This window comes from Ochrobactrum teleogrylli, from assembly GCF_037482325.1.
Lineage (GTDB): Bacteria > Pseudomonadota > Alphaproteobacteria > Rhizobiales > Rhizobiaceae > Brucella > Brucella teleogrylli.
Genome location: NZ_JBBHKQ010000001.1, coordinates 913,458 through 937,167 on the forward strand (window position 1 = coordinate 913,458; position 23,710 = coordinate 937,167).

The following is a 23,710-nucleotide window of genomic DNA, read 5'->3' on the forward strand; positions in this document are numbered from 1 at the left end:
CGCGCGATAAGATAAAAGCGGCCCTCCCGTCCGCCTTTTGTCAGAACTTCGCACCGACCCGCAGTGCGAATGCGTGGTCTCGCGCGCCAGAGCCGCCGAAGCCGGTCTGATATTCTACGCCGGTGGTCCAGGCATTTTCGAAACTGAAATCAAGCGACAGACCGACATTTCCGCTATCGCTGCTCTCGCCTTCGATGTCGAGCGCATAAGGAAGCCCACCGAGTGCGCTGTAGCCCATTGCGGCCCGGCTCGCCCCTTGAAAATCATGCGCGTATTCTGCCCGCACACCCGGCGTCAAACGGCCCCATGTGTAGTCGATGGCGTAATTGGCGCGCAGACCAACCACACCCGTGACGGTGTCCACGGTTTGATCGCCATAGGTCAGCCGATAGATGCTGTCTCCGCCTTCGGCATAGCCATCGAGCCAGGAACGCGACATTTCCAACCGGCCATAGGGTGAAACCAGCCACGTTTCCTGACGAAATTCGTAGGCCGCCGTCAGAGACCCGAACATCTGGCTGCCGTCGCGTTTGCCGTCGGTCAAACTTCCGTCTGTCGTGATGAAACGGATGGAATCAAAATCCAGAATGCTGCCGCCCACCAGCGCATCGATAAAGAAATTGTCGAGCGGCTTGAAACTGCCATAGACGGCGGCGCTGTAAGCATTGGCACGGCTTTCCGTGCCGTTGTCGCCAACGTCGGTCCGATCCCGCCCATAGCCTACGCCAAAACCGGCCACGAACCGTTCCGAAAACCGATAGTCGATACCGCCACTCACGCCCACAAGCGTATAGTCCAGATCGAGCTTGCCACTATCGCGCTCACCAAAATTGACGAAGCCGCTGCTCCAGAATGCGAATGGTCCAAGGTCAGGGTCCAAAGCTGGTGCGGGCTGTTCCGGGTCCTTCAGGCCGATCACCTTGCCCGGAAAAGCATTGCGCTTTTCCGGCGCATAGCCAAGGGCCGCATTGGGCGTTGCAGACGCTGAAGAAGACCGGTCGGACGGGTCCACCGGTGCCGCGTTGGACGCCTGCCCGCCGAGCCGTACACCGAGACTGGACTTTCTGCGGTCGCCTTCATCATGCAATTGCTCAAGCCGGTTTTGAAAATTCCGGGTTTGAACTTGCGCAAAACGTCGTGCCGCACTTGTCTGCGCGTTCAACAGGCCGATCACTTCGGGATCAAGCGTCGGGTCCGGGAAGACCAGCGCCGCACGGCTGACAACCACCGTGTAGCTGCGATTGGCGCCGCTTGCCGCCGTTACAACAATCGAAACCGTATTCGCACCAACCCCCAACCCCACCGGAGTGCTTGAACTTCCCGACGCAACATTGCTTCCTGCAACACTTACCCGGGCGGAAGGCTCGGAAACGGTTGGCACGAATGAAATGCTCTCGACACCATTCTCGACATTGACAGAATAGCTGAGCGTCTCCTTGTCAAATGCCGGGTCCAGCGATCCGACGCTCGGAACAAGGCTCGCAAGCGTTGCATCCGCCGACACGGCGCGCGTGACATTCACCGTATAGCTGCGTGTCGTTCCATTTTGCGCAATGACGACAACCGTTAGGGTCGTATTGCCGATGCCCAACGGTAACGCACTGCTCGCGCTACCGGACGCAACGGCTGCTCCGTTGACCGTGATGGTTGCCGTCGGATCAGCGGCAGTGGGCGTCAGTTGTAACGACGATGTTTCGGTTGGAACCGCCAGCGCGTAAGTCGTCGCGCTCGGCGAAAATGCCGGGTCAAGAGATCCAGCGCTCGGAACAAGGCCCACCAGATCGGCATTGCCGGACTGCGCGCGAATGACATTGACCGTATAGCTCTTCGTGGTGGTTCCATCCTGCGCGGTAACAGTCGTGGTAACCGTGTTGCTCCCCACCACCAATGGGATTGAAGCGCTGGACGTTCCATTGGGCGTTGGCGCCCCATTGACGACAGCCGTTGCGTTGATATCTGCAAGCGATGGGATGAATGAAATGCTCTCCACATCGTTTGCGACATTCAACGTGTATGAGTTTGTGTTGGGAGCAAAGGCGGGCGTTAAAGCACCGGTACTAGGTATGAGGCTCTGCAAATCTGCGTTTGACGATTGCAGTATAGATACCATCAATGTTAGAGACGGATTGTTTGGATTTCCATACTTACTTTCGACAACTCCAACTGGCAAGCGCACGCTCAGAGAACCGCTACCAGTTACATGAACGTCAAAGGCATAGACTACATTGTCGCTTGTTACCAAATTGCTAGCGGTTGCCGCAACAGTTCCCGTTAGGCTAAGAACAAAATCATTTAGCGTCAGCCCCGTGACTGCTTCGGAAAACGTCACAGTGAAGCGTTGAACCGTATCGGATGGTAGCGATGAGGTCGAAATTACCGCGGTGGGCCCAATGGTGCTGACCAACACTCCAGACGTGACACCAACATTGTTGAGTGTAAGATCGGCTGGCTGACCCGCGCCGGTCTCAATTGTCCCGCCGTTCAAAACTATCGCAGGCCCAATGCTAATCCCGTCTGTGTCAATGTCGCCAGGCTGGATAGTATACGAGAAAGTTAGGGTATTGGTGCTTACATTACCTGATGCATGAACCGCATGTCTTACGGTTGCGCCTATAAAGATTGGAAGAACCGGAGCCCCTGTTACGGAAAAGAAATCATCAAAATTCACGACGAAGTTCAACTCGTCGCCTGCTTTGTAGTAACCTGGCCTCGGAACGGTCACTGACGTTACCCTCGGAGTTTGCCCCAATACGGTGATATTTACCGTATTTGAAGCACTTCCAGTATCATCCGTTACTTGATACGTAAATGTATCCGTGCCGGTGAAATTCGCTACAGGAGTATATAGAAAGGTTCCGCTATCAGGATCCAAAGTAACGGTGCCATGCATCGGGTTTGACGCAATGGAATAAGTCAGCTTTCCGCTACCAGTCGCCCAAAACAACCCGACGATAGGCATATCTTCATATATAACGTGGTTTATCAGGTTGGCCGTAGGGGTTGAATGAGCGGTCAACGAACCGGATATCAAGGCAAAAAGCCCGACCATCATCGCACAAAGATAGCGCCATCCCGGCGCGCCACGCATCCCCGCTAGTGTCCCCGACCGCACGATGTCCCCCTTGCCCCGAACAGCTTATTTTCTGTCACTAAAATGCATTGGCGACAAGAGAACATTGAATAGACAAACAGAAACATTTAAAAAAATACGGCATATGTCGTATTTTACATTGTCTTTAGAAAACAACTTTCAACACTGCATGGAATGCCTGAATATCGCTGCGCGCATGAGTAGAAGATGGCTTGTGGTCGCGTCCTGTCACAAACGCTGATCAATCAATCATTATTTTTGACATGACATTGCCTAGCGGCAGCGGTAATTGCTCGTTTTAAAATAACGGTTTGGCGGGTTATTATGTCGACGGGCATGCAGGAAACAAAGCCGCTGGTCGGAATTGCGCTGGCATCGGCTGGCTATGCCTGCTTTGCCTTGCAGGATGCACTGGTGAAATGGCTCGTCGCCAGTTATGCCGTGCCCCAAATCCTCTTCATGCGCAGTCTGGTCATTGTCGTGATTACCGGCGCTTTGGTGCGCTATTACCGCCACCCGTCGATCATGCACAGCCCCTATCGCGGCACGCTTGTCCTGCGTGCCGGGCTGATGCTGTTTGCATGGCTTTTGTTCTATAATGCCGCCAAGTTTCTTGGCCTTGCCGAACTGACCACGCTTTATTTCTCCGCACCGATCATGGTCATGTTTCTGTCCATTCTCGTTTTGAAGGAGCGGATTGGAACCGGACGCTGGATTGCCTGTTTCGGCGGCTTTGTGGGTGTTGTCATCGCGGCCAATCCGGGCCATTCGCCAAACCTGATACCCGCCATCATGTGCGTAGTGGCTGGCTTTTGCTGGGCATGGAGCACGATCCTGATCCGTCTCGTCAGCCGCAGTGAAACAACTCTGACGCAGATGTTCGCAACCAGCCTGATCTTCGGCATTGCCTGCGCGGTTTCCTTCCCATGGCTATGGCAATGGCCGGATGCGATGGGCTGGGCGCTCATGTTCGGCCTCGGTCTCATCGCAACGCTTGGCCAGTTTCTCCTCTACGAAGGGTTTCGCCACGCGCCCGCATCGGCGCTTGCCCCGGTCGAATATACCGGTCTCATCTGGGCCTTTGTCTATGGCTATGCGATCTGGGCGGAAATTCCGGCAACAAACGTCTTCGTTGGCGCCTTGCTGATCGTCGCTTCCAGCTTTGTTCTCGTCGGGTGGGAACGCTACGAAATCTCCGCGAAGCGCAGGCGCGCCGTCTGAGACGGGCGCGTTCGCTAGACGGCGAGAATATATAGCCAGAACGACATGGTGACCGCTGAAAGCAGCGTGCCGATGAGAATGGCATTGGCCGCCACACCAGAGGCGCGGTTATAATAAGTTGCGAATATATAGACGTTCACACCGGCGGGCATGGCCGCAAGCAGCACGCCATATCGCGCAGTTTCCATCGGAACTTTCAGTACGCCGATCATCAGCGCATAGGCAAGTGCTGGATGCACCATCAGCTTGATGATCGATGCGATCAGAGCCTGTTTCCAGTTTTCCGACAGCTTGAACTGAGTCAGCGCGCCGCCGATACCAAACAGCGAAACCGGCACGACCGCCTGCGCCATCATCGAGAAAAACGCATCCGCAGGCTCGATGAGTTTGATCCCGAGGCTGGAGCCGATGATGCCGGTGGCAATACCCCAGATCAGCGGATTGGAACCGATGCGGCGCAAGGCGACGATAATCGTCTTGCTCAAGACCTGACCATCACGACGCACAAGCTCCATCGTCATCATGCCGACCGTCAGCAGGATCGCACCATGCAGACCGATGATCGACAAAGTAACCGGCAGCGCCTGATCGCCATAGGCGCGCGTCATGATCGGCAGGCCGATCAGCACCGTGTTGGTGAATGTGCCGGAGAAACCGACAGACACGCTCTCGCCCGGGCGGTTTCCATAGACTTTGCGGGCGATGGTAATGCCAAGCACAAAGCAGATGATCGCCGCGACATAAAACGGGCCGATGATCTTGAGATCGAAGGCGGAACGAAAGTCGCTCGTCGTAATCGAGTAGAACAGCAGGCAGGGCGTCGCAAAATTATTCACGAAAGAAATGAGACTGCCGACACCAGAAGCGGGAAAGAACCCCGTTTTCACAGCAATAAAACCAAATGCCATGAGCGCGAATATCGGCGTTATAACGTAAATGATATCGATCATTTCAAGACTTCATGGAGATTCAACTTTCGCAATTCTCTTTTTATTATCAAATAATATTATTCGATCAATAAGAGAATACGAATATCCACGTCATAAATATCGATAAATTTAAATCCAGCTTCCACATAAACTCAATTAATGCTTCGAAGCCACCTTTATGTTCCGACATTAACCGCGAAGATCATTAATATTTAACTATATGCGACGCTTTGCATATTTGACCGGGAACCACCCTGTCCTGTCAACATAATATAAAGGCTTGCTGGTGCTAATATCGCCTCAAGCAGGGGTTGCAGACCCTCAAGAGCTTTTAGGCAAAGGTGCGCCGGATAAAAACGCTTGCGTCGACGCGCACCAAGAGCGGGGAAATGAATCATGAATGAATCCATTCGGGAAATTCTGGCCAAGGTCGGCGGATTGCCCATAGCCGTGACCGACATTGCAGACGATGCCGATCTTTATACGGCGGGCCTGTCGTCCTTCGCCTCGGTGCAGCTGATGCTGGGCCTTGAAGACAAATTCGACATCGAATTTCCGGATCAGTTTCTGAACCGCAAATCCTTTGCGAGCATCAGCGCGATTGAACAGACGATCACCAGCATCCTCAAGGATAACGAGGCCGCATAATGAATGCAGGCGGGGGGAACAGCCTTTCCGAGCGTGCCGGTCGCGTAGCAGCCATCGCCGGAAAATTCGCTGATCAAGTCGATAAGGAAGGGCGCTTTCCGCGCGAAGCCATCGATGCGATGAAGGCCGAACGATTGCTGGGCATTCAGGTGTCGCGCGATCTGGGCGGCGAAAGCGCGGAGATCGACCAGATTGCAGAACTCTGCTGCATTCTGGGGCAATCCTGCGCTGCAAGCGCGATGATCTTCGCCATGCACCACATCAAGCTATCGAGCCTTGTGGAGCATGGGCAATCGGTCGAATGGCATCGCGGCTTCATGCGCGACGTTGCGGACCAGCAGTTGCTGCTTGCTTCCGCCACCACGGAAGGCGGCATTGGCGGCGACCTGCGCAATTCTATCTGCGCAATCGAAATCGACGGCGACACCTGCCGTCTGGAAAAGAACGCCACGGTTATTTCCTATGGCGTCTATGCCGATGCAATCCTGATCACGTCGCGTTCGCACAAAGATGCGGCCTCGTCCGATCAGGTCATGACCGTTTTCCGCAAAGACCAGTACACGCTGGAAAAGACCAATGAATGGGACACGCTGGGCATGCGCGGCACCTGTTCGGAAGGCTTTGTATTTCGCGGCGAAGCGGACAAGGTGCAGATCCTGCCGCATCCATTTGCCGAGATTGCCGCGCAATCGATGCTGGCGCAGTCGCATACATTGTGGAGTTCGCTCTGGTACGGCATCGCTGTGGACGCAGTGAACCGCGCGCAGGCTTTTGTGCGTGCCGCAGCGCGCCGCAATCCGGGCGCACCGCAGCCGGGCGCTTTGCGCGTCGCGGAAGCCTCCAACATGCTGCAAATGCTGAAATCGGAAATCGTCGCCTGCCTCAAGACTTATAAGGACGCGAAGCACGACGCCGACAAGCTCGCTTCCATGGGCTTTGCCATAGCGATGAACAATCTGAAGATTGCCGCATCGCAGACCATTCTGCAGGTCATCAACCACGCCATGCTGGTGTGCGGCATCATGGGCTACAAGAATGGCACGCCCTATAGCCTTGGCCGCCATTTGCGCGATGCGCATTCGGCGCAATTGATGATTTCCAACGAGCGCATCCTCGGCAATACGGCGACCATGCTGCTCATTCACAAACAGAACACAAGCCTCTTGGGATAACGCCATGGACGCGCAAAGATCTTTTCTCAACCGGCTTTTCGATGCCGGACTGCTGATTGAAACCGGCGTGGACGGCCTCTACGGACGTTCCGGCCAGTTTGAAGATGTCATCGTGGCCTTCGAGCGCCTCATTGACCGCACCGGCGGCGGCGATGGTGCCGAAGCGATCCGCTTTCCGCCCGGACTCAATCGCGCTTACTTCGAAAAAAGCGGCTATATGAAGAGCTTCCCGCAGCTGGCCGGCACGGTGCACAGCTTCTGCGGTTGCGAGCTGGATCATATCAACCTCATCAAATGCATGGATGAGGGGCAAGACTGGACGCTGGAGCAGAAGGCAACGGACATCGTCCTGACGCCCGCCGCCTGCTACCCGCTTTATCCGACCATTGCCAAGCGCGGTCCGCTGCCGCAGGGCGGCGGCCTCTATGACCTGCAATCCTATTGCTTCCGCCATGAACCTTCGGTGGACCCTGCCCGCCAGCAGTTGTTCCGCATGCGCGAATATGTGCGCATGGGCACGGAAGCCGATGTGATGGAGTTCCGCCAGCTCTGGATAGAGCGCGGCACGGACATGATGAAGAAAGTCGGCCTGCCAGTTGAAATCGACGTGGCGAACGATCCTTTCTTTGGACGCGCGGGTCGTTTGCTGGTCAACAACCAGCGCGACCAGAACCTGAAATTCGAATTGCTGATCCCGATCACCAGCGTCGAAAAGCCAACCGCCTGCATGAGCTTCAACTATCATCAGGACCAGTTCGGCGTGAAATGGGGCCTGTCGCAACATGACGGTGAAGTCGCGCACACGGCTTGCGTCGGTTTCGGACTGGAGCGCATCGCATTGGCGCTGTTCCATCATCACGGCCTCGACGTCAAAGCCTGGCCAGAAAGCGTACGCAACGAATTGTGGGGTTAAAGCATAATCCGACCGGAGTGAAACGAGGATCGATCAAGGTTATGCAGGCAGTCTTTCCGCATATCTCGCCAGAAACCTACGCGCCGCATGCGCTGCATGCGCAGACACGCATCTGGCCCGAAACCAATTGCTATGTCGATCTCTGGATCGAAGTGCTGGCATCGCTTCGGGTCGTGCCCGAAGCGATGCTGGGCTTTACCCTGACGCAGGATTTCGAGGGCGACCAGTTCACCTTCTTCAAGGTGCCGCTGGAAGACCTCGAAGCGCTCTATGGTGTGCGGGCAACGGAACTTGCGATCTTCGACAGTGTGGAAGGCCATATCGCGGAACAGATCGGGCGCGGACGGCTGTGCATGGTGGAGATGGACAGCTATTTCATGCCTGACACGCAGGGCGTGAGCTATCGCACCGAACATGGCAAGACCACCATCGCGATCAATCGCATGGATGTTGCGAACCGCTCGCTCGATTATTTCCACAATGGCGGCTTCTACCATCTGGAGGGCGAGGATTTTGACGGTGTCTTTCAGCGCCATCTGACAGAAGCAGACCTGCCCTTCCTGCCCTATACGGAATTTGCGAAGTTCCCGAAGGAAATGCCCGGTGAAGCGCATCAGCGGCGCGTGGCAGAAATTCTGCTGCCACGCCATTTTGCGCGCAGGCCCAAGGCCAATCCGATCCGCGCTTTCGCCGCTGTGTTTCCGGCGCAGGTAGAAGCCATCGCCGAACGCCCCTTCGGCTTCTTTCACAAATATGCGTTCAACACGCTGCGCCAACTCGGCGCAAATTTCGAACTGGCTGCAAGCCATCTGCAATGGCTGGGCGAAGGCAAGCGTTTCACCGCTGCTGCCGCCGATGCGATCCAGATCGCCGAAACGGCCAAGGCCGTGCAATTCCAGCTTGCGCGTGCCGTGATGCGCAAGAAATTCGACGCACTGGCAAGCGCGCTGACACCTGCCGCCGAAGCATGGGATCGCATGACGGGGGCGCTTGCAACAGAACTTGGCCGCGATGCTGCCTGAACAAGCTGCATCAAGCCGCCCGCTTGCCGAAGGCTGGCGGCTTTTCCTGACCGCAGACAATGAGGCCGCGTCGCCCGCTGATGTGCCGCGCAACGGCGCGTATCTCGATGCGCCGGTTCCGGGCACGGTGGCGGAAGCGCTGGAAAAAGCAGGGCGTTTCAGCCGCACTGCTCCGACACCGCTGCACAATCAGGATGCGTGGTATTTTCTCGACCTTACCGAAACAGCCGGTGAGGCGGTGTTGCATTTTGCGGGCCTTGCCACGATCTGCGAAGTCTATCTGAACGGCGCTTTGGTTCACAACAGCGACAGCATGTTCCTCTACCACGACCTGCCCGTCACGCTGACCGGCGCGGATGAGCTTGCGCTTTGTTTCCGCGCTCTTGGCCCCCGCCTGGAGCAGAAAGGCCCGCGCGCGCGCTGGCGCACGCAATTGATGAATATGCAAGGCTTGCGCCTGATCCGCACTACCGCGCTCGGCCATATGCCGGGCTGGTGCCCGGACGTTCATGCCGTCGGCCCTTGGCGGCCAGTGACGATCAGCCGACCCGACGCGGAAACGGTGAGAAGTATTTCCATCCAATCCACGCTTCATGAAAATGGCAACGGAGGGCTTGCAGTCAGCTTCACCTATCACGGCAAGGCTGAAAATCTGACGTTGCATTGCGCGGGTTCGCAGATCGCCTGTGAAAGAGGTGCCGATGGTCTCTGGCAGGCACAGCTGACCATCCCCGCCGTGAAATCGTGGTGGCCGCATACCCATGGCACGCCGACACTCCATGAAGTGGAATTGTCGCTCGGCAACGAAAAGCAGAAGCTTGGCCGAACCGGCTTCCGCCGCATCGGCGTTGATCGCGGACCAGACGGAAAATCATTCGCGCTGGTGGTCAACGGCGAGACAATCTTTTGTCGCGGCGCTGTCTGGAGTTCTGCCGACATTGTCCGATTGCCGGGCGCACGCGCCGACTATCAACCATGGCTGCAGCTTGCGCAGGACGCTGGCATGAACATGCTGCGCGTCAGCGGCATTACGGCTTATGAAACGCCTGACTTTTATGCCCTTTGCGACGAGCTCGGCATCATGGTCTGGCAGGACTTCATGTTCGCCAATTTCGACTATCCGGTGAAAGACGAAGGCTTCGTCGCCAAGGTACAGGCGGAGACGCAACAACTTCTTTCCGCCATTCGCCATGCTCCTTCGCTCACCGTGTTGTGCGGCGGCAGTGAGATTTATCAGCAAGGCGCCATGATGGGCCTGCCCGAGACAATCTGGAAAGGCGCGCTGACCGAAGAGATTTTGCCCGCCGTTGCGCGCAAACTCTGTCCCGGCATTCCCTATGTGCCGAACTCGCCCTGTGATGGCGCTCTGCCCTTCATCAGCAACGAAGGCGTCAGCCATTATTATGGCGTCAGCGCCTATTGCAGGCCGCTGGACGATGCGCGCCGCGCCGAAGTGCGCTTTGCGACCGAAAGCCTTGCTTTTTCCAATGTCCCGGAGGCACGCACGCTCAAGGCGCATCTCGACGTGCCCGCCGTCCATGATCCGCGCTGGAAAGCGCGTGTTCCGCGTGATCGCGGCGTGTCATGGGATTTCGAGGACGTGCGCGATACCTATCTGGAAATGCTCTATGGCTATGATCCGGCCCGCTTGCGGCGGGAGGATATGGAGCAATATCTACACCTTTCCCGCGCCGTCACGGCGGAAGTGATGGAGGCGACTTTCGCCGAGTGGCGACGACCGGCAAGCACCTGCTTCGGTGCCTTGGTCTGGACGTTTCAGGATGTGTTGCCCGGTGCCGGCTGGGGCGTGGTCGATGCGACCTGTGAACCCAAACCCTCGTGGTATGGGCTGAAACGCGCTTTTCGCCCGGTGCAGGTTGGCCTGACCGACGAAGGCGTCAACGGGCTTGCCATTCACGTGCTGAACGAACAGCCCCATGATGCCGATCTGACACTGGAACTCACCTGCCTGCGCACCGGTGCCCAGTCGGTTGTAAGCGGTCGCCGCGATCTTTCGCTGACAGCGCGTTCCGGTGTCACAATACCGGCAACCGAATTGTTCGGCGCATTTTTCGATACGACTTATGCCTATCGCTTCGGGCCTCCGGCCCATGACGTGACGGTCGCCCGGTTGAAACGCAGCGAAGCCACTATCGCCGAGGCCTTTCATTTTCCGCAGGGGCGCACCAAAGCCTTTCACGACGCGACAATTGAATGCAGTGTCGTGGAAGAGAGCGGCAACTGGTTTCTTGATCTCAGCACAGCCGTGCTGGCGCAATCGGTCAGCATTGACGCCGAAGGCTGGCGGGCAACGGAAAACTGGTTCCATCTCGCTCCCGGGGAGACGAAGCGCGTCGCGCTTCTTCCCCGCCATGATGGCGAAGGCAAACCGTCCGGCGAAATTCGCATTGCCGGATCGTCGCGAAGCGTCTGGTTTTAACGCGTTTTGAAAGCCAGCGCGCGGATGGCGTCGATATAGACGTTGCGCGCATGTTCGGGCGTCAGATTGTGATCGGCGTCCGGAATGACCGCGACTTTCATATTATCGAAGCCCTGCACCTTGTCGCCTGCCTGATCGAAATAGTAATTGAAATGCTCGCGGCCGCTGTCCTTCTCGGCATAGACCAGCGTCAGCGGCACCTGCCGCAGCTTCAGTTCATCGAAAGCCGAATAGATCGCCCGGCCTTCAACCGTGCGGCTGCGCAAAAGCTTGCGCGCCAATCCGCGAATACGTCCGCTGACGCCGCGTGCAAGGTTGCGCAGGATAGCGCGAATATCGAGTTCTCCGCGAAACAGGCGCTTGAACGTATCGAGTCGCATGGCGCGGCTGCCATAATCTTCCAGCGTCCGATTGCCTTCCCGTACCACATCTTCGACCGAAAGCTCCGGCGCCCAATAGAATGTCACCGGATTGACCAGCACGGCACCCGAAATCCGCTCGTCCAGCACCGCGCAATGCAGCCCGAGGAAAGCGCCGCTGCACCGCCCCGCCACAACCGGACGCCCCAGCCCGATGACATCCAGATAATCCAGCGCGTCAGCGACATCCATTTCCGGCGCATGGGTATAAAGCACCTGTTCCGGCATGCCCGGAATGGGCGGGCTGTCACCGGCATTAGCGATATCAAAGCGCAGCGACGAAACACCGTCCCGCGCCAATCTGCGCGCCATATCGACCGTGGTGCGGCCCCATCCAACGCGCCGATCATAAGAGGACGAGAGGAAGAGGACCGTATGCCCCTTGCTGTCGCCCAAGGGTTTGCACAGCACACCCGACAGACGATTGTTCGGGCCGAAGGCCACCGGCGTTTCGACGAAGCCGTCGCCCCTGATCTGTCCGCCGAGGTTGGTTTCATCGGCACTTTTTTGGGCCGGTCTACCATCCGCAAGCGCCACTGACCAATCGACCAGTCTGTCGGCAACATTCAACGGCAGGTGCGAAATAACCGGGTTGGAAATCAGCTTGTCGTAATCGGTGAAGGCTTCCACCGTGACTGCCACGCCGAGCTTTTCCAGATGCCCGGCCAGTTCCGCATCGTTCGGGCGGTCGGCCCTTGCTAGCAGAAGGCACGTGTCCGCAGGCTTTTCAGAGAGCGACAGGAGATTTATCTTCTTCACATCTGCGGCAATTTCGGGCGTCATCGTCAGGGATGCAATGGAAACCGCCCCCTTGATCCGCTGCGCATCAGGAAGGCCGAGATCGGCATCGACCATGCTCGACCACACCGCCAGCTCGCGGGTGTAAAACCGACCGGAAATCACCGGTGCCAGCAGCGCCAGCGCCGCCAGACCTTCAATACGTGGAGCCGTTTCAGCAGCAACCGCCGCGCCAAGGCTCTGCCCGATGATGACAACACGGCTCGCGCCCGACAAAAGCCGCGCCTTGTCCGCCGCTTCGATCAGCGCCTTTCGCCAGCGTTCCAGACCGGAAGAAAAATCAATGTCATCGCGCCCGTCGCCGGTGCCCGGCCAGTCGAAGCGCAAGGATGCAATCCCATGCTGAGACAGCCTGTCGGCAATGATACGCCAGAATTTCCGCGTCGTGCAAAGTTCTTCCAGCCCCCATGGGCTGGCGAAGACGACGACCGTATCGAGCCCCGTACCATAAGCACGCTGAAACAGGCCCAGAGTGTCGGAAAAGACAATCGGACTGGCCGCCGCCGTGCCCTCCAGAGGCTTGGAAGATGGTATAGTTTCCACGCCGTCGCCCATGCCCGGTATCCCCACCATATTAACAACGCCTGCAATAACGGAATTTAACCACAGAACCAAGAGGCCCTATTCAACATCTGAAGATGCGATCATTTAAAGATGTAGACCATATACTCTTATTACCGGGCAGTATGACACTTCATCCACCAGGCAATGCCGGTTCATTTTCGAAAACGCTGTAACAGCAGATGCTTTCTTATAACATTCTTGTGAAAATGATCTCCCAATCACAATCTTGATATTCGCGTTAACCGCTAATCAGGAAATACTATGCAACCAAGGCCCATCGAAATTGAGCCGGATTTGGCTGGGGGGCCAGGATGGGTAACGCGATCATGACATGCCGCCGTGCGGTGACAAGGCCTGCGCCTGTCGGCTGCGCGATCCCGGTCCAGTTTCTGCATTTGTAAAGACCGACCTTGCACAGCCAGGTTTATCTGTCGGATCACCACTGACCGCCATTGAGACCAAGCCAATCACTTTGGGCAGTCCAGTGCCCTGACCTCGCTTCTACAGGCTATCGGGGCTATTTCATTCCATGATGACCGTTCTCAATTGCATTGCCACGCAGCATGACGCGTGGCTGACAACGTTGGCAGCGCTGATCTGCCTCGTGGGTTCCGCGATCACGCTCAATCTCGTCCGCAAGGCCGCCAGATGTCATGGCTTCGTGCGCTATGGCTGGCATTTTCTGGTGGCGATCGCATCTGGCTCAACCGCCTGGTGCACGCATTTCGTCGCCATGCTGGCCTATGAGCCGAGCGCGCCCGTGGTGCTTCTGCCAGACCTTACCATCCTGTCGCTGGCGATTGCCGTTGTCGGCACGGGAATCGGCTTCGTGGTCATGACCGGCGGCTTTCCCCGCTTTGCCCCCGTCATCGGCGGCGCCATGGTGGGCGCATCAATTGCCACCATGCACTATATCGGCATGCTCGCCTATCGCGTGGACGGGCTGATCGAATGGAACATGGATTATTTCTATGCATCCATCGTGTTTGCCGTGTTGTTTGGCTCGCTCTCCGGCCAGTTTTTGATGCGGTGTCGCTACCCGACCTCCTACCGTCTGGCGGTTCTGGCCTTTACCGCAGCCGTCGTCAGCCTGCATTTCACCGGCATGGCGGCGCTGACCGTGACGCCGATGAACTATCTGCAAGAAGCGGAGCTTGCCGACAAGTTCACCCTTGCCGCTTCTGTCGGCGGAGTCGGCCTGATTGTGCTTGGCACTGCCCTTGCCAGTTACCTGATCGACAGCCACGTCCAGTCTTCCAACCTGCGGCAGTTGCAACACATTGCCCGTCACGACTCGCTGACCGGATTGCCCAACCGCACCCAGTTCGTCGAACGCCTCAGCCGCGAAAAGGTCAATGCCGATAATGGCGACCACCGCATTGCGCTGATCGGCATCGATCTGGATCGCTTCAAGGAGGTCAACGACCTCTATGGCCACGCCGCGGGTGACAGGCTGCTTTGCGAGATTTCGGCCCGCATGACCGAACATCTGGAAAGCGGCGAGCTGATCGGTCGCTTCGGCGGCGATGAATTTGCAGCCCTGAAGACATTTCAGGATGAGGACGATCTGCGCAGCTTCGTCTCACGACTTAACATAGCGCTTAGCGATCTTGTGGACCTTGGCAATGCCGTTGTGCGCCCCGGCGCAAGCCTCGGCATCGCAATCTATCCAACCGACGCCGAGGATGTGGAAAAGCTTCTGTCCAATGCGGATATGGCCATGTATCGCGCCAAACAGAACATTGAGAACAAGATTTGCTACTATGAAAGCAGCATGGATGAAGCGGCGCGCAAGCGTGCTGCGCTGGCACGCGATGTCTGGACGGCGATTGACGAAAACCAGTTCTTCCTGAATTTTCAGGTCCAGCGCAGCATCAAGGATGGCGGCATATCGGGCTATGAAGTTCTGCTGCGCTGGCGTCACCCCGTGCAGGGTCTGGTGCCGCCAACCCTGTTCATTCCGATAGCCGAAGAATCGGGCGTCATCACGCAGCTCGGCGAATGGGTATTGCGTGCAGCCTGCAAAGAAGCGGCAAGCTGGCCCGTTTCCCGCAGGATAGCGGTCAATATTTCCCCGTTACAGCTCAGCCATACCGGCCTCGTGGACACAGTTCAAAATATTTTGAACGAAACCGGCCTACCGGCAAAACTGCTGGAGCTTGAAGTGACCGAAGGCGCGATCATCCGCGACAAGGCGCGCGCGCTGCATATCCTGCGTGAACTCAAGGCGCTTGGCGTCAGCATCGCCATCGATGATTTCGGCACCGGCTATTCGTCGCTGGCGACATTGCGTTCCTTCCCATTCGACAAGATCAAGCTCGACCGCAGCTTCGTCACAGATCTGGACCAGAACGTGCAGTCGAAGGCTTTCGTGCGGGCGATTCTGGCGCTCGGTCAGAGCCTCGATATTCCGGTGCTGGCCGAAGGTGTGGAAACGCAGACGCAGATGGATATTTTGCAGGAAGAAGGCTGCAATCAGGTGCAGGGCTTCCTGCTTGGGCGGCCCGCGCCCGCCATTCACCTCGGCCTCGACAAGAAGGGCGAGGCGCAAGCCGCCTGAAGCCAGTCCACAGTGGGCCGGGACGCGGCGCGCGGCGCTATTACCGCCGCGTGCGAATCTACCTATAATCGCTTCATGCCCATTCGACATTTAAGCGAAACCATCATCAATCAGATCGCAGCAGGCGAGGTCATCGAGCGCCCCGCCAGCGTGATCAAGGAATTGGTCGAGAATGCCATCGACGCTGGCGCGACCCGCATCGAGGTTGTGACCGGCGGCGGCGGCAAGACGCTGCTGCGCGTCACCGACAACGGCTCCGGCATTCCCGTCGACGAGTTGCCGCTCGCGGTTTCGCGCCATTGCACGTCCAAGCTCTCGGATGACGTGCATGATATTCGTGCGCTGGGTTTTCGTGGCGAAGCCCTGCCCTCCATCGGCTCGGTCGCCAAACTGACCTTGAAATCACGTCCGCAGGATGCGGATGCCGGATTTGAGGTTTCCGTTTCCGGCGGTCATCTCGAAGGCCCGCGCCCCACGGCGCTCAATCGCGGCACGATAGCCGAAGTGCGCGATCTCTTTTACGCCACGCCCGCCCGTCTCAAATTCATGAAGACGGACCGTGCCGAAGCCTCCGCCATCACCGATGTGCTGAAGCGCATTGCCATTGCCTTCCCGCATGTGCGCTTTTCGCTGTCCGGCACCGACCGCACGCCGTTGGAAATGCCCGCGACTGGCGCGGGCACCGATGCCACGCTGGAGCGGATCGGGCAGGTTCTCGGTCAGGATTTCGGCGAAAACGCGCTTTCCATCGATGCCGAGCGTGACGGTGTGCGGCTTGCCGGTTTTGTCGGCATACCATCCCATAATCGCGGCAATGCACAGCACCAGTTTGCTTATGTGAATGGCCGTCCGGTGCGCGACAAGCAGATTTTCGGCGCGCTGCGCGGCGCTTATGCCGATGTCATTGCGCGTGACCGCCATCCGGTCGCCGTGCTGTTTTTGACGCTCGATCCGGCGCTCGTCGATGTGAATGTGCACCCGGCCAAGGCCGATGTCCGTTTTCGCGATCCCGGCCTTGTGCGCGGCCTGATCGTGGGCGCGATCAAGCAGGCGCTGTCCCAATCCGGCATCCGTCCGGCAACCGGCGGCGCAGAAGCCATGTTGCAGGCTTTCCGCGCCGAAGGGTTTCAACCAAAGCAGTCTTCGAACAATTATGCCTCGACAAGCTGGCGGCCTGAGCGCCCAAGCCCGCGCAGCGAGTGGTCGCCGCAGACTGCACATCCGGCGCATAGACCGCTTGATTTCGGCAACGCGCCTGCCTTCCACGAAAGCGAGCAGGCGACAATCGATGTCGTGAATATTCCGACAGCCGATGCGCGTGCGACCATGAGCGAAGCCCCGGTCGAATTGCAGCAAAAACCGCTGGGTGCTGCCCGCGCGCAAATCCATGCCAATTATATCGTCTCGCAAACCGAAGACAGCCTCGTCATTGTGGACCAGCATGCGGCCCATGAACGGCTGGTCTATGAAGCGCTTAAAAACGCGCTGCATTCGCGCCCGATACCGGGGCAGATGCTGCTGATCCCGGAAGTGGTCGATCTGGCGGAGGAAGACGCCGAGCGGCTGGCAAGTCATGCGGAAACGCTGGCCCGGTTCGGGCTGGGCGTGGAGCAGTTTGGTCCCGGCGCTATCGCTGTGCGCGAGACACCCGCCATACTTGGCGAAATGAACGTGCAACAGTTGATCCGCGATCTGGCCGACGAGATTGCCGAGCATGAAACCGCCGACGGATTGCAGGCCATGCTCAACCATGTTGCGGCCACCATGGCCTGCCATGGATCGGTACGTTCAGGACGCCGTCTGAAGCCCGAGGAAATGAACGCATTGTTGCGCGAAATGGAGGCAACGCCCGGTTCCGGCACATGCAATCACGGACGCCCGACCTATATCGAGCTGAAGCTGAGCGATATTGAGCGGCTTTTCGGCAGACGTTGACAGGATTTGGTATAAGCACCTTCAGCGCCGCTGGACGCCAAGGTTCGCACTTGCTAGAGTTCAGTGCAAAGGTTTTACACACATGAACAGATTTGAATCGCCCCGCTCATCCTCCGAAGCTGTCCTGCGTTATCTCGACGGCGACTATGAAATCGTCAAGCACGGTTCCTATGTGCTCTGTGCCGTTACCGGCGCGCAGATTCCGCTGGACGAATTGAAATATTGGAGCGTTGCGCGGCAGGAAGCCTATGCGACCGGCCTCATTTCCTTCGAGCGTGAGCTTGAGTTCAACCCGGAAATGCGCAGCCGCAAGAAGGCTTAGTTTCCTTATAAAGACCGGCTTTTAAAGCGCTCGATCACCGTATCAAGGATATGATGGAGCGCATCCGTGCGCTCGAATTTCAGATCGATATCGAGAACCGCCAGTTTCGACAAAAATTCAGCCGGCACACCGACCATTGTGGCGAGACGCACATGGTCCTTTGCCGTGGTGATCAGCCCCAGCCCCTGCCTGCGGGCCGTATCGATCAGGTCGCGGATTTCATCGGGTTCAAAGCTGTGATGATCGGGAAACGAGCGCGTTTCCGCGATGACGCCGCCAGCCTGTGCAAGACTTGCATAAAACTTGTCGGGATTGCCGATACCGGCAAAGGCCAGCCAGCGCTGCCCAGCAACCGTTACCGACGATGAAGGTATAAGCGCGGCCTCATAGATCGGCCGTCCGGCGCGGGCCGCCTGACGGATCACGAAATCCGCCGCATCGCCTTTGCCGATCCGCAACAGCGCGTCGGTCTTGCGCATCTGGTCGGTCAGCGGCGCGCGCAATGGACCCGCCGGGATGACGCGGCCATTGCCGATGCCCCGCCCCGCATCCACCACCAAAAGCGCGAAATCGGCATGGAGCCGCGCGCTCTGGAACCCGTCATCCATGATGATGAAATCGCAACCAAGCGATTGCAGATGCTGCGCGGCCTTCACCCGGTCGGGCGAAAGCGCCACCGGCGCATGGCGCGCCAGCAAAAGCGGTTCATCACCGACATAGCGGGCGCTGTCATGGCCGGGGTCAACGACATGCAACCCTTTATAGCTCCCGCCATAGCCGCGCGAGACGATGCCGGGCTTCAGCCCGCGCGCCTTCGCGACCTTGGCAAAGGCAATCGCCGTGGGCGTCTTGCCTGCCCCACCGACGGTGAAATTGCCGATACAGAGAACGGGCAAAGCGATTTTGGGTGGTTCGGAGCGGATCAGGCGTCGCCCGGCGATAGACCCGTAAATCCAGGCGGCAGGGGCCAGTGATCTTGCGCGCCAGTCGAGCTTTTCCCACCAGAATGGCGGCGCTTCGCTCGCCATATCAGATGCCGCCGTGGACGTAGGCAACCTCGTTGCGATTGCCGGGGAACTGCGCCTGCAGCACAAGCGGCTGGATGAACGGCTCCAGCGCGACAAGCGTGCGATCAAGCGCGCCGCGCATATCCTTCACGGTGTTGACGCCCGCATTGATCATGCCGCGCAGATGCTGCGGATTGTTGAACAGGAAATTGATCGCCCCGGCGAGCATGTTCCTGTCCTTCACGATGCGCGCGCCGCCATTCTTGATCAGGCGCTGGAAGGACTCGCGGAAGTTCTGCACATTCTTGCCAGTCAGCACAGCTGTACCCATCATCGCCGGTTCCAGCGGATTGTGCCCGCCTTCTTTGGTCAGCGAATTGCCGATGAAGGCAATCTCGGTCAATTGCAGATAAAGCCCCATTTCGCCAATTGTATCGCCGAGCAGAATATCGGTATCCGCTTCAACGGCCAAGCCACTGCTGCGTCTGGTGACTTTCAGCCCCTTTTCCGCCAGCATCGCTTCGATGGCAGGCGTGCGATCCGGATGACGCGGCACGATGATCGTCACGAGATGCGGATAGCGCACCTTCAGCATCTGATGCACTTCGGCGGCGATTGCCTCTTCTCCATCATGGGTAGAGATCGCAGCCCAGCTGCGCCGTCCGGCGATCTGCCGCTGCAACATGGAGAGCGCTTGCGGATCAGCAGGCGGCGGCGTGGTATCGACTTTCAGATTGCCCGACACGCTGACCGGGCGCGCGCCAAGCGTGCGGAAACGGTCGCCGTCGAGTTCCGACTGGGCCACGACATGAGCGAAATTTTCGAACAGGGCTTCTGCCAGCGCGGGCCGCTTTTGCCATCTGGCAAAGGAACGATCCGACATGCGGGCATTGACCAGCACTTGCGGAATATGACGACCGCCCAGCGACAGCACCGTCGCGGGCCAGATTTCGGATTCGCAGCCGATGGCGAGGTCCGGCTTCCAGTGATTGAGGAATTTGTTGACCGCCGGTTGCAGGTCGAGCGGCGCATATTGATGAATGACCTTGGAGCCCAGCTGATCGGCCACAAGCTTTGCAGATGTCACCGTGCCAGTGGTCATCACGACATGAATGCCGGTGGAGGCAATGCTTTCGATCAGCGGCGTGATGGCAACACTTTCGCCGACACTTGCCGCATGGGCCCAGATGACCGGACCTTGTGGGCGGGCGACGGCTGACTTGCCATAACGCTCACCACGGCGCTGCCGCTCTTCCTTGCCGCGCGACGCGCGATAGGCAATGTAAGGCCCCATGAAGGGATAGGCGGCGGAGCCGAACATGCGATAGGCTGACAATATATTGCGCGCCCAGCGTTCGCTCATTTCGCTTTCTCCAATGCCGCATAGGCGCGCACCGTGGCGTCATTCAGCAGGCGCGTCAGTTCCATGCGTTTTTCTTCCAGTTGCGTTTCATCGGCGTCGGCATCTACCCAGACATTGTCGGCGCGCACAACAACGGACCGTCCAAAAGGCAGTGGAATCGTCGTCTTGTCCCATGACTTCTCCAAAACATGATTTCTCGAGAAGGCATAAGCAACCGGAATGATCGGTCGCCCGGACAATTTCGCCAACAAAATGATCCCCTCGCCGGCCTCACGCGGCGTGCCGTGGGGAATGTCGGCGATGATCGATGCCGACTGTCCTTTTTTCAGCGCATTCTTCAAGGTGAGAAGCGCACGCGCACCGCCTTTTTCTGGCTGTGCCCGCGAGCTGCGCCCGCCGGACCCGCGCACGGTCATGAGACCGAGCTTTTCCGCGACGCGGGCGTTCAGCTCCGCATCGGCGCTGCGCGAAAACATGGCGACCAGTTCGATCCCCTTGGGGCAGATGAACGGCCCCATCAGATGCTGGCCATGCCAGAAGGTCACGATGAAAGGATCGTCCTTGCCGACCAGCGCTTGCGGATCAGCCGAGCCCTTCAGCCGCGTGTTGGTATAATAGACAAGCTTGAAATAGCTCGTGATGAGCCAGACCAATATCGACTTGACGACAGCCGACTGCGCCAGCGGCCCGCGCACGCGCTTCCAAAGACGCTTGGCGAGGCCGTCTTTTTTCTTGCGCCTGTCGGGCTGGGCCGCGGGCTGAACGGACCGCTCTTCGCCTTCCGTCATATGCTGGTCTGGACCGGGCAAACTGCTCAGTCCGCCTGCAGGGTCACACCTTCGGGATCGAGCAACCGATGCAGGTGCACGATGAAATAACGCATATGAGCGTTGTCGACAGTCGCTTGAGCCTTGGCCTTCCAGGCGGCTTTTGCGGATTCGTAGTTGGGATAGATGCCGACGATATCGAGGTTTTCGAGATCGCGGAATTGTACGGTTCCAAGCTTGGACAGCTCGCCGCCGAATACCAGATGAAGAAGCTGCTTTTTGTCGCCTTCGACACTCATGACAATAATCCCTGAACAATTTTGGTTCGCGGCATGATTAACCCAACGGTCACTCCGCGACAACACTCAACATTTCACGCAGCAAATTCCCGCTGGCCGCGACAAGAGCGCCGTGGCTCCGCGTCGGACCGCCATAAATGAGCGGAAGAGCATCGTTTGTCAGAATAGCCCCGCCCGACTCACTCAAGATGAGATCGGCTGCAGCCAGATCCCAATCATGCGAATTTGGCCGAATGAAGGTGCCCGCAATATCGCCCCGTGCCACCATCGCAATACGATAGGCAAGCGACGGCACATAGGCATGCAGCTTGACCCTGTCGCGCCATGTTTCCGGAAATATGGTCGTCGCGCTACGCGCCGAAGCGATGGTGAGCGTCCCGCCTTCAGGCGGTAGTTTGACATGGATCGGCGCATCGTTTTGCACCGCACCAAGTCCCTGCCCGGCCTCGATCAGTTCTTTACGAACCGGACATTCCAAAACACCGGCAATCGGCCTGCCATCCTCCACAATCGCGATGCTCACGCACCACTGGTCCTGACCGGCAATATAGGCACGGGTGCCGTCGATGGGATCGACGACGAAAGCGCGCCGCCGCTTTGCCTTGGCGCGGTCATCGGTGGTTTCTTCGGAAATCCAGCCATAATCGGGGCGCTCCGTCAAAAGCACGTCTTTCAGATAGCGGTCCACCGCAAGGTCGGCCTCGCTCACCGGCGAGTGACCGTCCTTCAACCAGACTTCCGGCGAGCGCCCGAAATAACGCATGGCGATGCGTCCGGCCTCGCGGGCGGCATCGCGCAACAGCGCCAGTTCTGCACGGGCTTCGCTCTGTTTGTCAGTTTCCGGCAAGGGTCATGCCTTCGATCACGAGGGTAGGCGCGGTCATCCCGAAATTGCGGTCGATATCCGATGCAGGTGTCAGATTGAGGAACATGTCCTTGAGGTTCGACGCGATGGTGACTTCGCTGACCGGATAGGCCAGCTCGCCATTTTCGATCCAGAAACCCGAAGCGCCACGGCTATATTGGCCGGTGATCATATCGACGCCCTGCCCGAACACTTCCGTCACATAAAAGCCCGTGCCGACAGCGCGGATAAGGTCTTCCGGCGACTGCGTGCCCGGCTCGATGGCAAAATTGGTCGAGGCAGGTGAAACACCGGACCCCGAGCGCACGCCGCGTCCGTTGCCCGTCAGGCCCAGTTCGCGGGCGCTGGAACCGGACAGCAGCCAGTGTTGCAGCACGCCATCCTCAATCATGGTCAGCGGCTGGCCCTCAATGCCTTCACCGTCGAACGGACGGGACGACGAGCCGCGCATGCGCAGCGGATTATCGGTGACGTTGATGCCCTGCTTCAATATCTGCTTACCCAGGCTGTCGCGCAGAAAGCTCGTCTTGCGCGCAACCGACGCGCCATTAATGGCGCTGGCCAAATGCCCGGCAATACCGCGTGCGAGGCGCGGATCAAAGACTACCGTGACCGGGCCGGTCTTCGCCTGTCGCGCGCCAAGCCTGCGCACTGCGCGCTCACCGGCACGACGACCGATAGCGTCCGGCGTATCGAGATCGGCGAAATGCAGCCGCGAACTGAAATCATAATCGCGCTCCATCCTGGTGCCTTCGCCCGCAATGGCCGAAACCGAGCGACCGAAGCGCGTGGCGGCATAATGGCCAGCAAAGCCGGTGGAGGTGACAAGCACCAGCCCGCCGAGGCTGCGCGATGCGCCCGCGCCGCCGGAATTGGTCACGCCTTTGACTTCAAGCGCTGCTGCTTCCGTCGCCAGCGCATCCTGCGTCAGACGGTCGGTGTCGATTTCGGTCGTGTCGTAAAGATCGAGATCGCGCGGCGACTTCACCAGCAGCGCCGGATCGGCAAGCGCTTCATAGGGATCTTCCGGCGCAACACGCGCCATGGCGACGGCGCGTTCGGCCAGACGGTCTGGATCAGCACCCGCATTGGCCGAAACGCTGGCGATCCGCCGACCGACAAAGACGCGCAGCGCAAAATCGTCGCTCTCCGACGATTCGGTTCCCTCAACCTTGCCAAGCCTTACCGAGACGCTGACAGAGCGGGCGCGCATCACCACGGCATCGGCATGATCGGCGCCAGCACGTTCGGCAGCCTTCACCAACTGGGCCGCGCGCTCGACCAGCTTTTCCGCTGAATTATCTGAAATCATTGCATAATCCCGCTTTGGCAAGCTCGCCTCCGTCTGACCGGACATTGCAATGTGCAACGGGTC

Annotated in this window: 18 protein-coding genes; 9 read left to right on the forward strand and 9 right to left on the reverse strand. The window is 58.3% G+C overall.

The genetic code is table 11. From position 1 onward, the window contains the following. Positions 1 to 40 precede the first annotated feature (40 nt). Positions 41 to 3,088 (reverse strand): cadherin-like beta sandwich domain-containing protein, encoded by a 3,048-nt coding sequence (locus tag WIX40_RS04250; protein WP_339438700.1) that lies wholly within the window; start codon positions 3,086 to 3,088, stop codon positions 41 to 43. 327 nt (positions 3,089 to 3,415) lie between these two features. Here WIX40_RS04250 and WIX40_RS04255 point away from each other — a divergent pair, with 327 nt between their 5' ends. Then, a complete protein-coding gene (locus WIX40_RS04255; protein ID WP_339438702.1) occupies positions 3,416 to 4,312 on the forward strand; it encodes a DMT family transporter in 897 nt (298 codons plus the stop codon). A gap of 14 nt (positions 4,313 to 4,326) precedes the next feature. On the opposite strand, the gene WIX40_RS04260 is transcribed toward WIX40_RS04255, so the two are convergent. Beyond that, a complete protein-coding gene (locus WIX40_RS04260) occupies positions 4,327 to 5,262 on the reverse strand; it encodes an AEC family transporter (RefSeq protein ID WP_109367776.1) in 936 nt (311 codons plus the stop codon). 375 nt (positions 5,263 to 5,637) lie between these two features. Here WIX40_RS04260 and WIX40_RS04265 point away from each other — a divergent pair, with 375 nt between their 5' ends. From WIX40_RS04265 to WIX40_RS04285, 5 genes are read left to right on the forward strand one after another with little or no spacing between them, the layout of a single operon-like run. Continuing rightward, positions 5,638 to 5,889 (forward strand): acyl carrier protein, encoded by a 252-nt coding sequence (locus WIX40_RS04265; RefSeq protein WP_109367777.1) that lies wholly within the window; start codon positions 5,638 to 5,640, stop codon positions 5,887 to 5,889. After that, entirely contained in the window at positions 5,889 to 7,061 is a 1,173-nt protein-coding gene (locus tag WIX40_RS04270) for an acyl-CoA dehydrogenase family protein (protein ID WP_339438704.1), read from the forward strand. Before WIX40_RS04265 ends, WIX40_RS04270 begins: the two co-directional genes overlap by 1 nt. A 4-nt stretch (positions 7,062 to 7,065) precedes the next feature. Continuing rightward, on the forward strand, positions 7,066 to 7,974 hold the full coding sequence (locus WIX40_RS04275; RefSeq protein ID WP_109367779.1) for an amino acid--[acyl-carrier-protein] ligase: 909 nt from the start codon (positions 7,066 to 7,068) through the stop codon (positions 7,972 to 7,974). Positions 7,975 to 8,015: 41 nt separating this feature from the next. Further along, positions 8,016 to 8,996, forward strand: coding sequence for a DUF1839 family protein (locus tag WIX40_RS04280; protein WP_121538906.1), 981 nt, complete (start codon positions 8,016 to 8,018; stop codon positions 8,994 to 8,996). Next, on the forward strand, positions 8,986 to 11,436 hold the full coding sequence (locus tag WIX40_RS04285; RefSeq protein ID WP_339438708.1) for a glycoside hydrolase family 2 protein: 2,451 nt from the start codon (positions 8,986 to 8,988) through the stop codon (positions 11,434 to 11,436). Before WIX40_RS04280 ends, WIX40_RS04285 begins: the two co-directional genes overlap by 11 nt. On the opposite strand, the gene WIX40_RS04290 is transcribed toward WIX40_RS04285, so the two are convergent. Then, on the reverse strand, positions 11,433 to 13,226 hold the full coding sequence (locus tag WIX40_RS04290; protein ID WP_339438710.1) for an alpha/beta fold hydrolase: 1,794 nt from the start codon (positions 13,224 to 13,226) through the stop codon (positions 11,433 to 11,435). The genes WIX40_RS04285 and WIX40_RS04290 overlap by 4 nt on opposite strands. Positions 13,227 to 13,746: 520 nt before the next feature. Here WIX40_RS04290 and WIX40_RS04295 point away from each other — a divergent pair. From WIX40_RS04295 to WIX40_RS04305, 3 genes are all read left to right on the forward strand, one after another. Beyond that, positions 13,747 to 15,777, forward strand: coding sequence for a putative bifunctional diguanylate cyclase/phosphodiesterase (locus tag WIX40_RS04295; protein ID WP_140023570.1), 2,031 nt, complete (start codon positions 13,747 to 13,749; stop codon positions 15,775 to 15,777). 75 nt (positions 15,778 to 15,852) lie between these two features. Next, positions 15,853 to 17,712, forward strand: a complete 1,860-nt coding sequence (mutL, locus tag WIX40_RS04300) for a DNA mismatch repair endonuclease MutL (RefSeq protein ID WP_339438713.1) — start codon at positions 15,853 to 15,855, stop codon at positions 17,710 to 17,712. An 82-nt stretch (positions 17,713 to 17,794) separates the two neighbouring features. Beyond that, complete coding sequence (locus WIX40_RS04305; protein WP_140023568.1) at positions 17,795 to 18,034, forward strand: DUF2093 domain-containing protein; 240 nt, start codon at positions 17,795 to 17,797, stop codon at positions 18,032 to 18,034. Between the two features lie 5 nt (positions 18,035 to 18,039). Here the strand turns inward: WIX40_RS04305 and lpxK are convergent, their stop codons facing one another. The 6 genes from lpxK to WIX40_RS04335 are packed head-to-tail and all read right to left on the reverse strand — an operon-like array spanning position 18,040 to position 23,647. Further along, on the reverse strand, positions 18,040 to 19,062 hold the full coding sequence (gene lpxK / locus WIX40_RS04310) for a tetraacyldisaccharide 4'-kinase (RefSeq protein ID WP_339438716.1): 1,023 nt from the start codon (positions 19,060 to 19,062) through the stop codon (positions 18,040 to 18,042). 1 nt (position 19,063) lies between these two features. Beyond that, positions 19,064 to 20,404, reverse strand: a complete 1,341-nt coding sequence (waaA, locus tag WIX40_RS04315) for a lipid IV(A) 3-deoxy-D-manno-octulosonic acid transferase (protein WP_109367785.1) — start codon at positions 20,402 to 20,404, stop codon at positions 19,064 to 19,066. Beyond that, positions 20,401 to 21,192, reverse strand: coding sequence for a lysophospholipid acyltransferase family protein (locus WIX40_RS04320; RefSeq protein ID WP_109367786.1), 792 nt, complete (start codon positions 21,190 to 21,192; stop codon positions 20,401 to 20,403). Before WIX40_RS04320 ends, waaA begins: the two co-directional genes overlap by 4 nt. A 26-nt stretch (positions 21,193 to 21,218) precedes the next feature. Next, positions 21,219 to 21,470 (reverse strand): DUF4170 domain-containing protein, encoded by a 252-nt coding sequence (locus tag WIX40_RS04325; RefSeq protein WP_109367787.1) that lies wholly within the window; start codon positions 21,468 to 21,470, stop codon positions 21,219 to 21,221. Between the two features lie 49 nt (positions 21,471 to 21,519). Then, entirely contained in the window at positions 21,520 to 22,317 is a 798-nt protein-coding gene (locus tag WIX40_RS04330) for a 3'(2'),5'-bisphosphate nucleotidase CysQ (RefSeq protein WP_339438720.1), read from the reverse strand. Continuing rightward, entirely contained in the window at positions 22,304 to 23,647 is a 1,344-nt protein-coding gene (locus tag WIX40_RS04335) for a TldD/PmbA family protein (RefSeq protein ID WP_339438722.1), read from the reverse strand. Before WIX40_RS04335 ends, WIX40_RS04330 begins: the two co-directional genes overlap by 14 nt. Positions 23,648 to 23,710 lie beyond the last annotated feature (63 nt).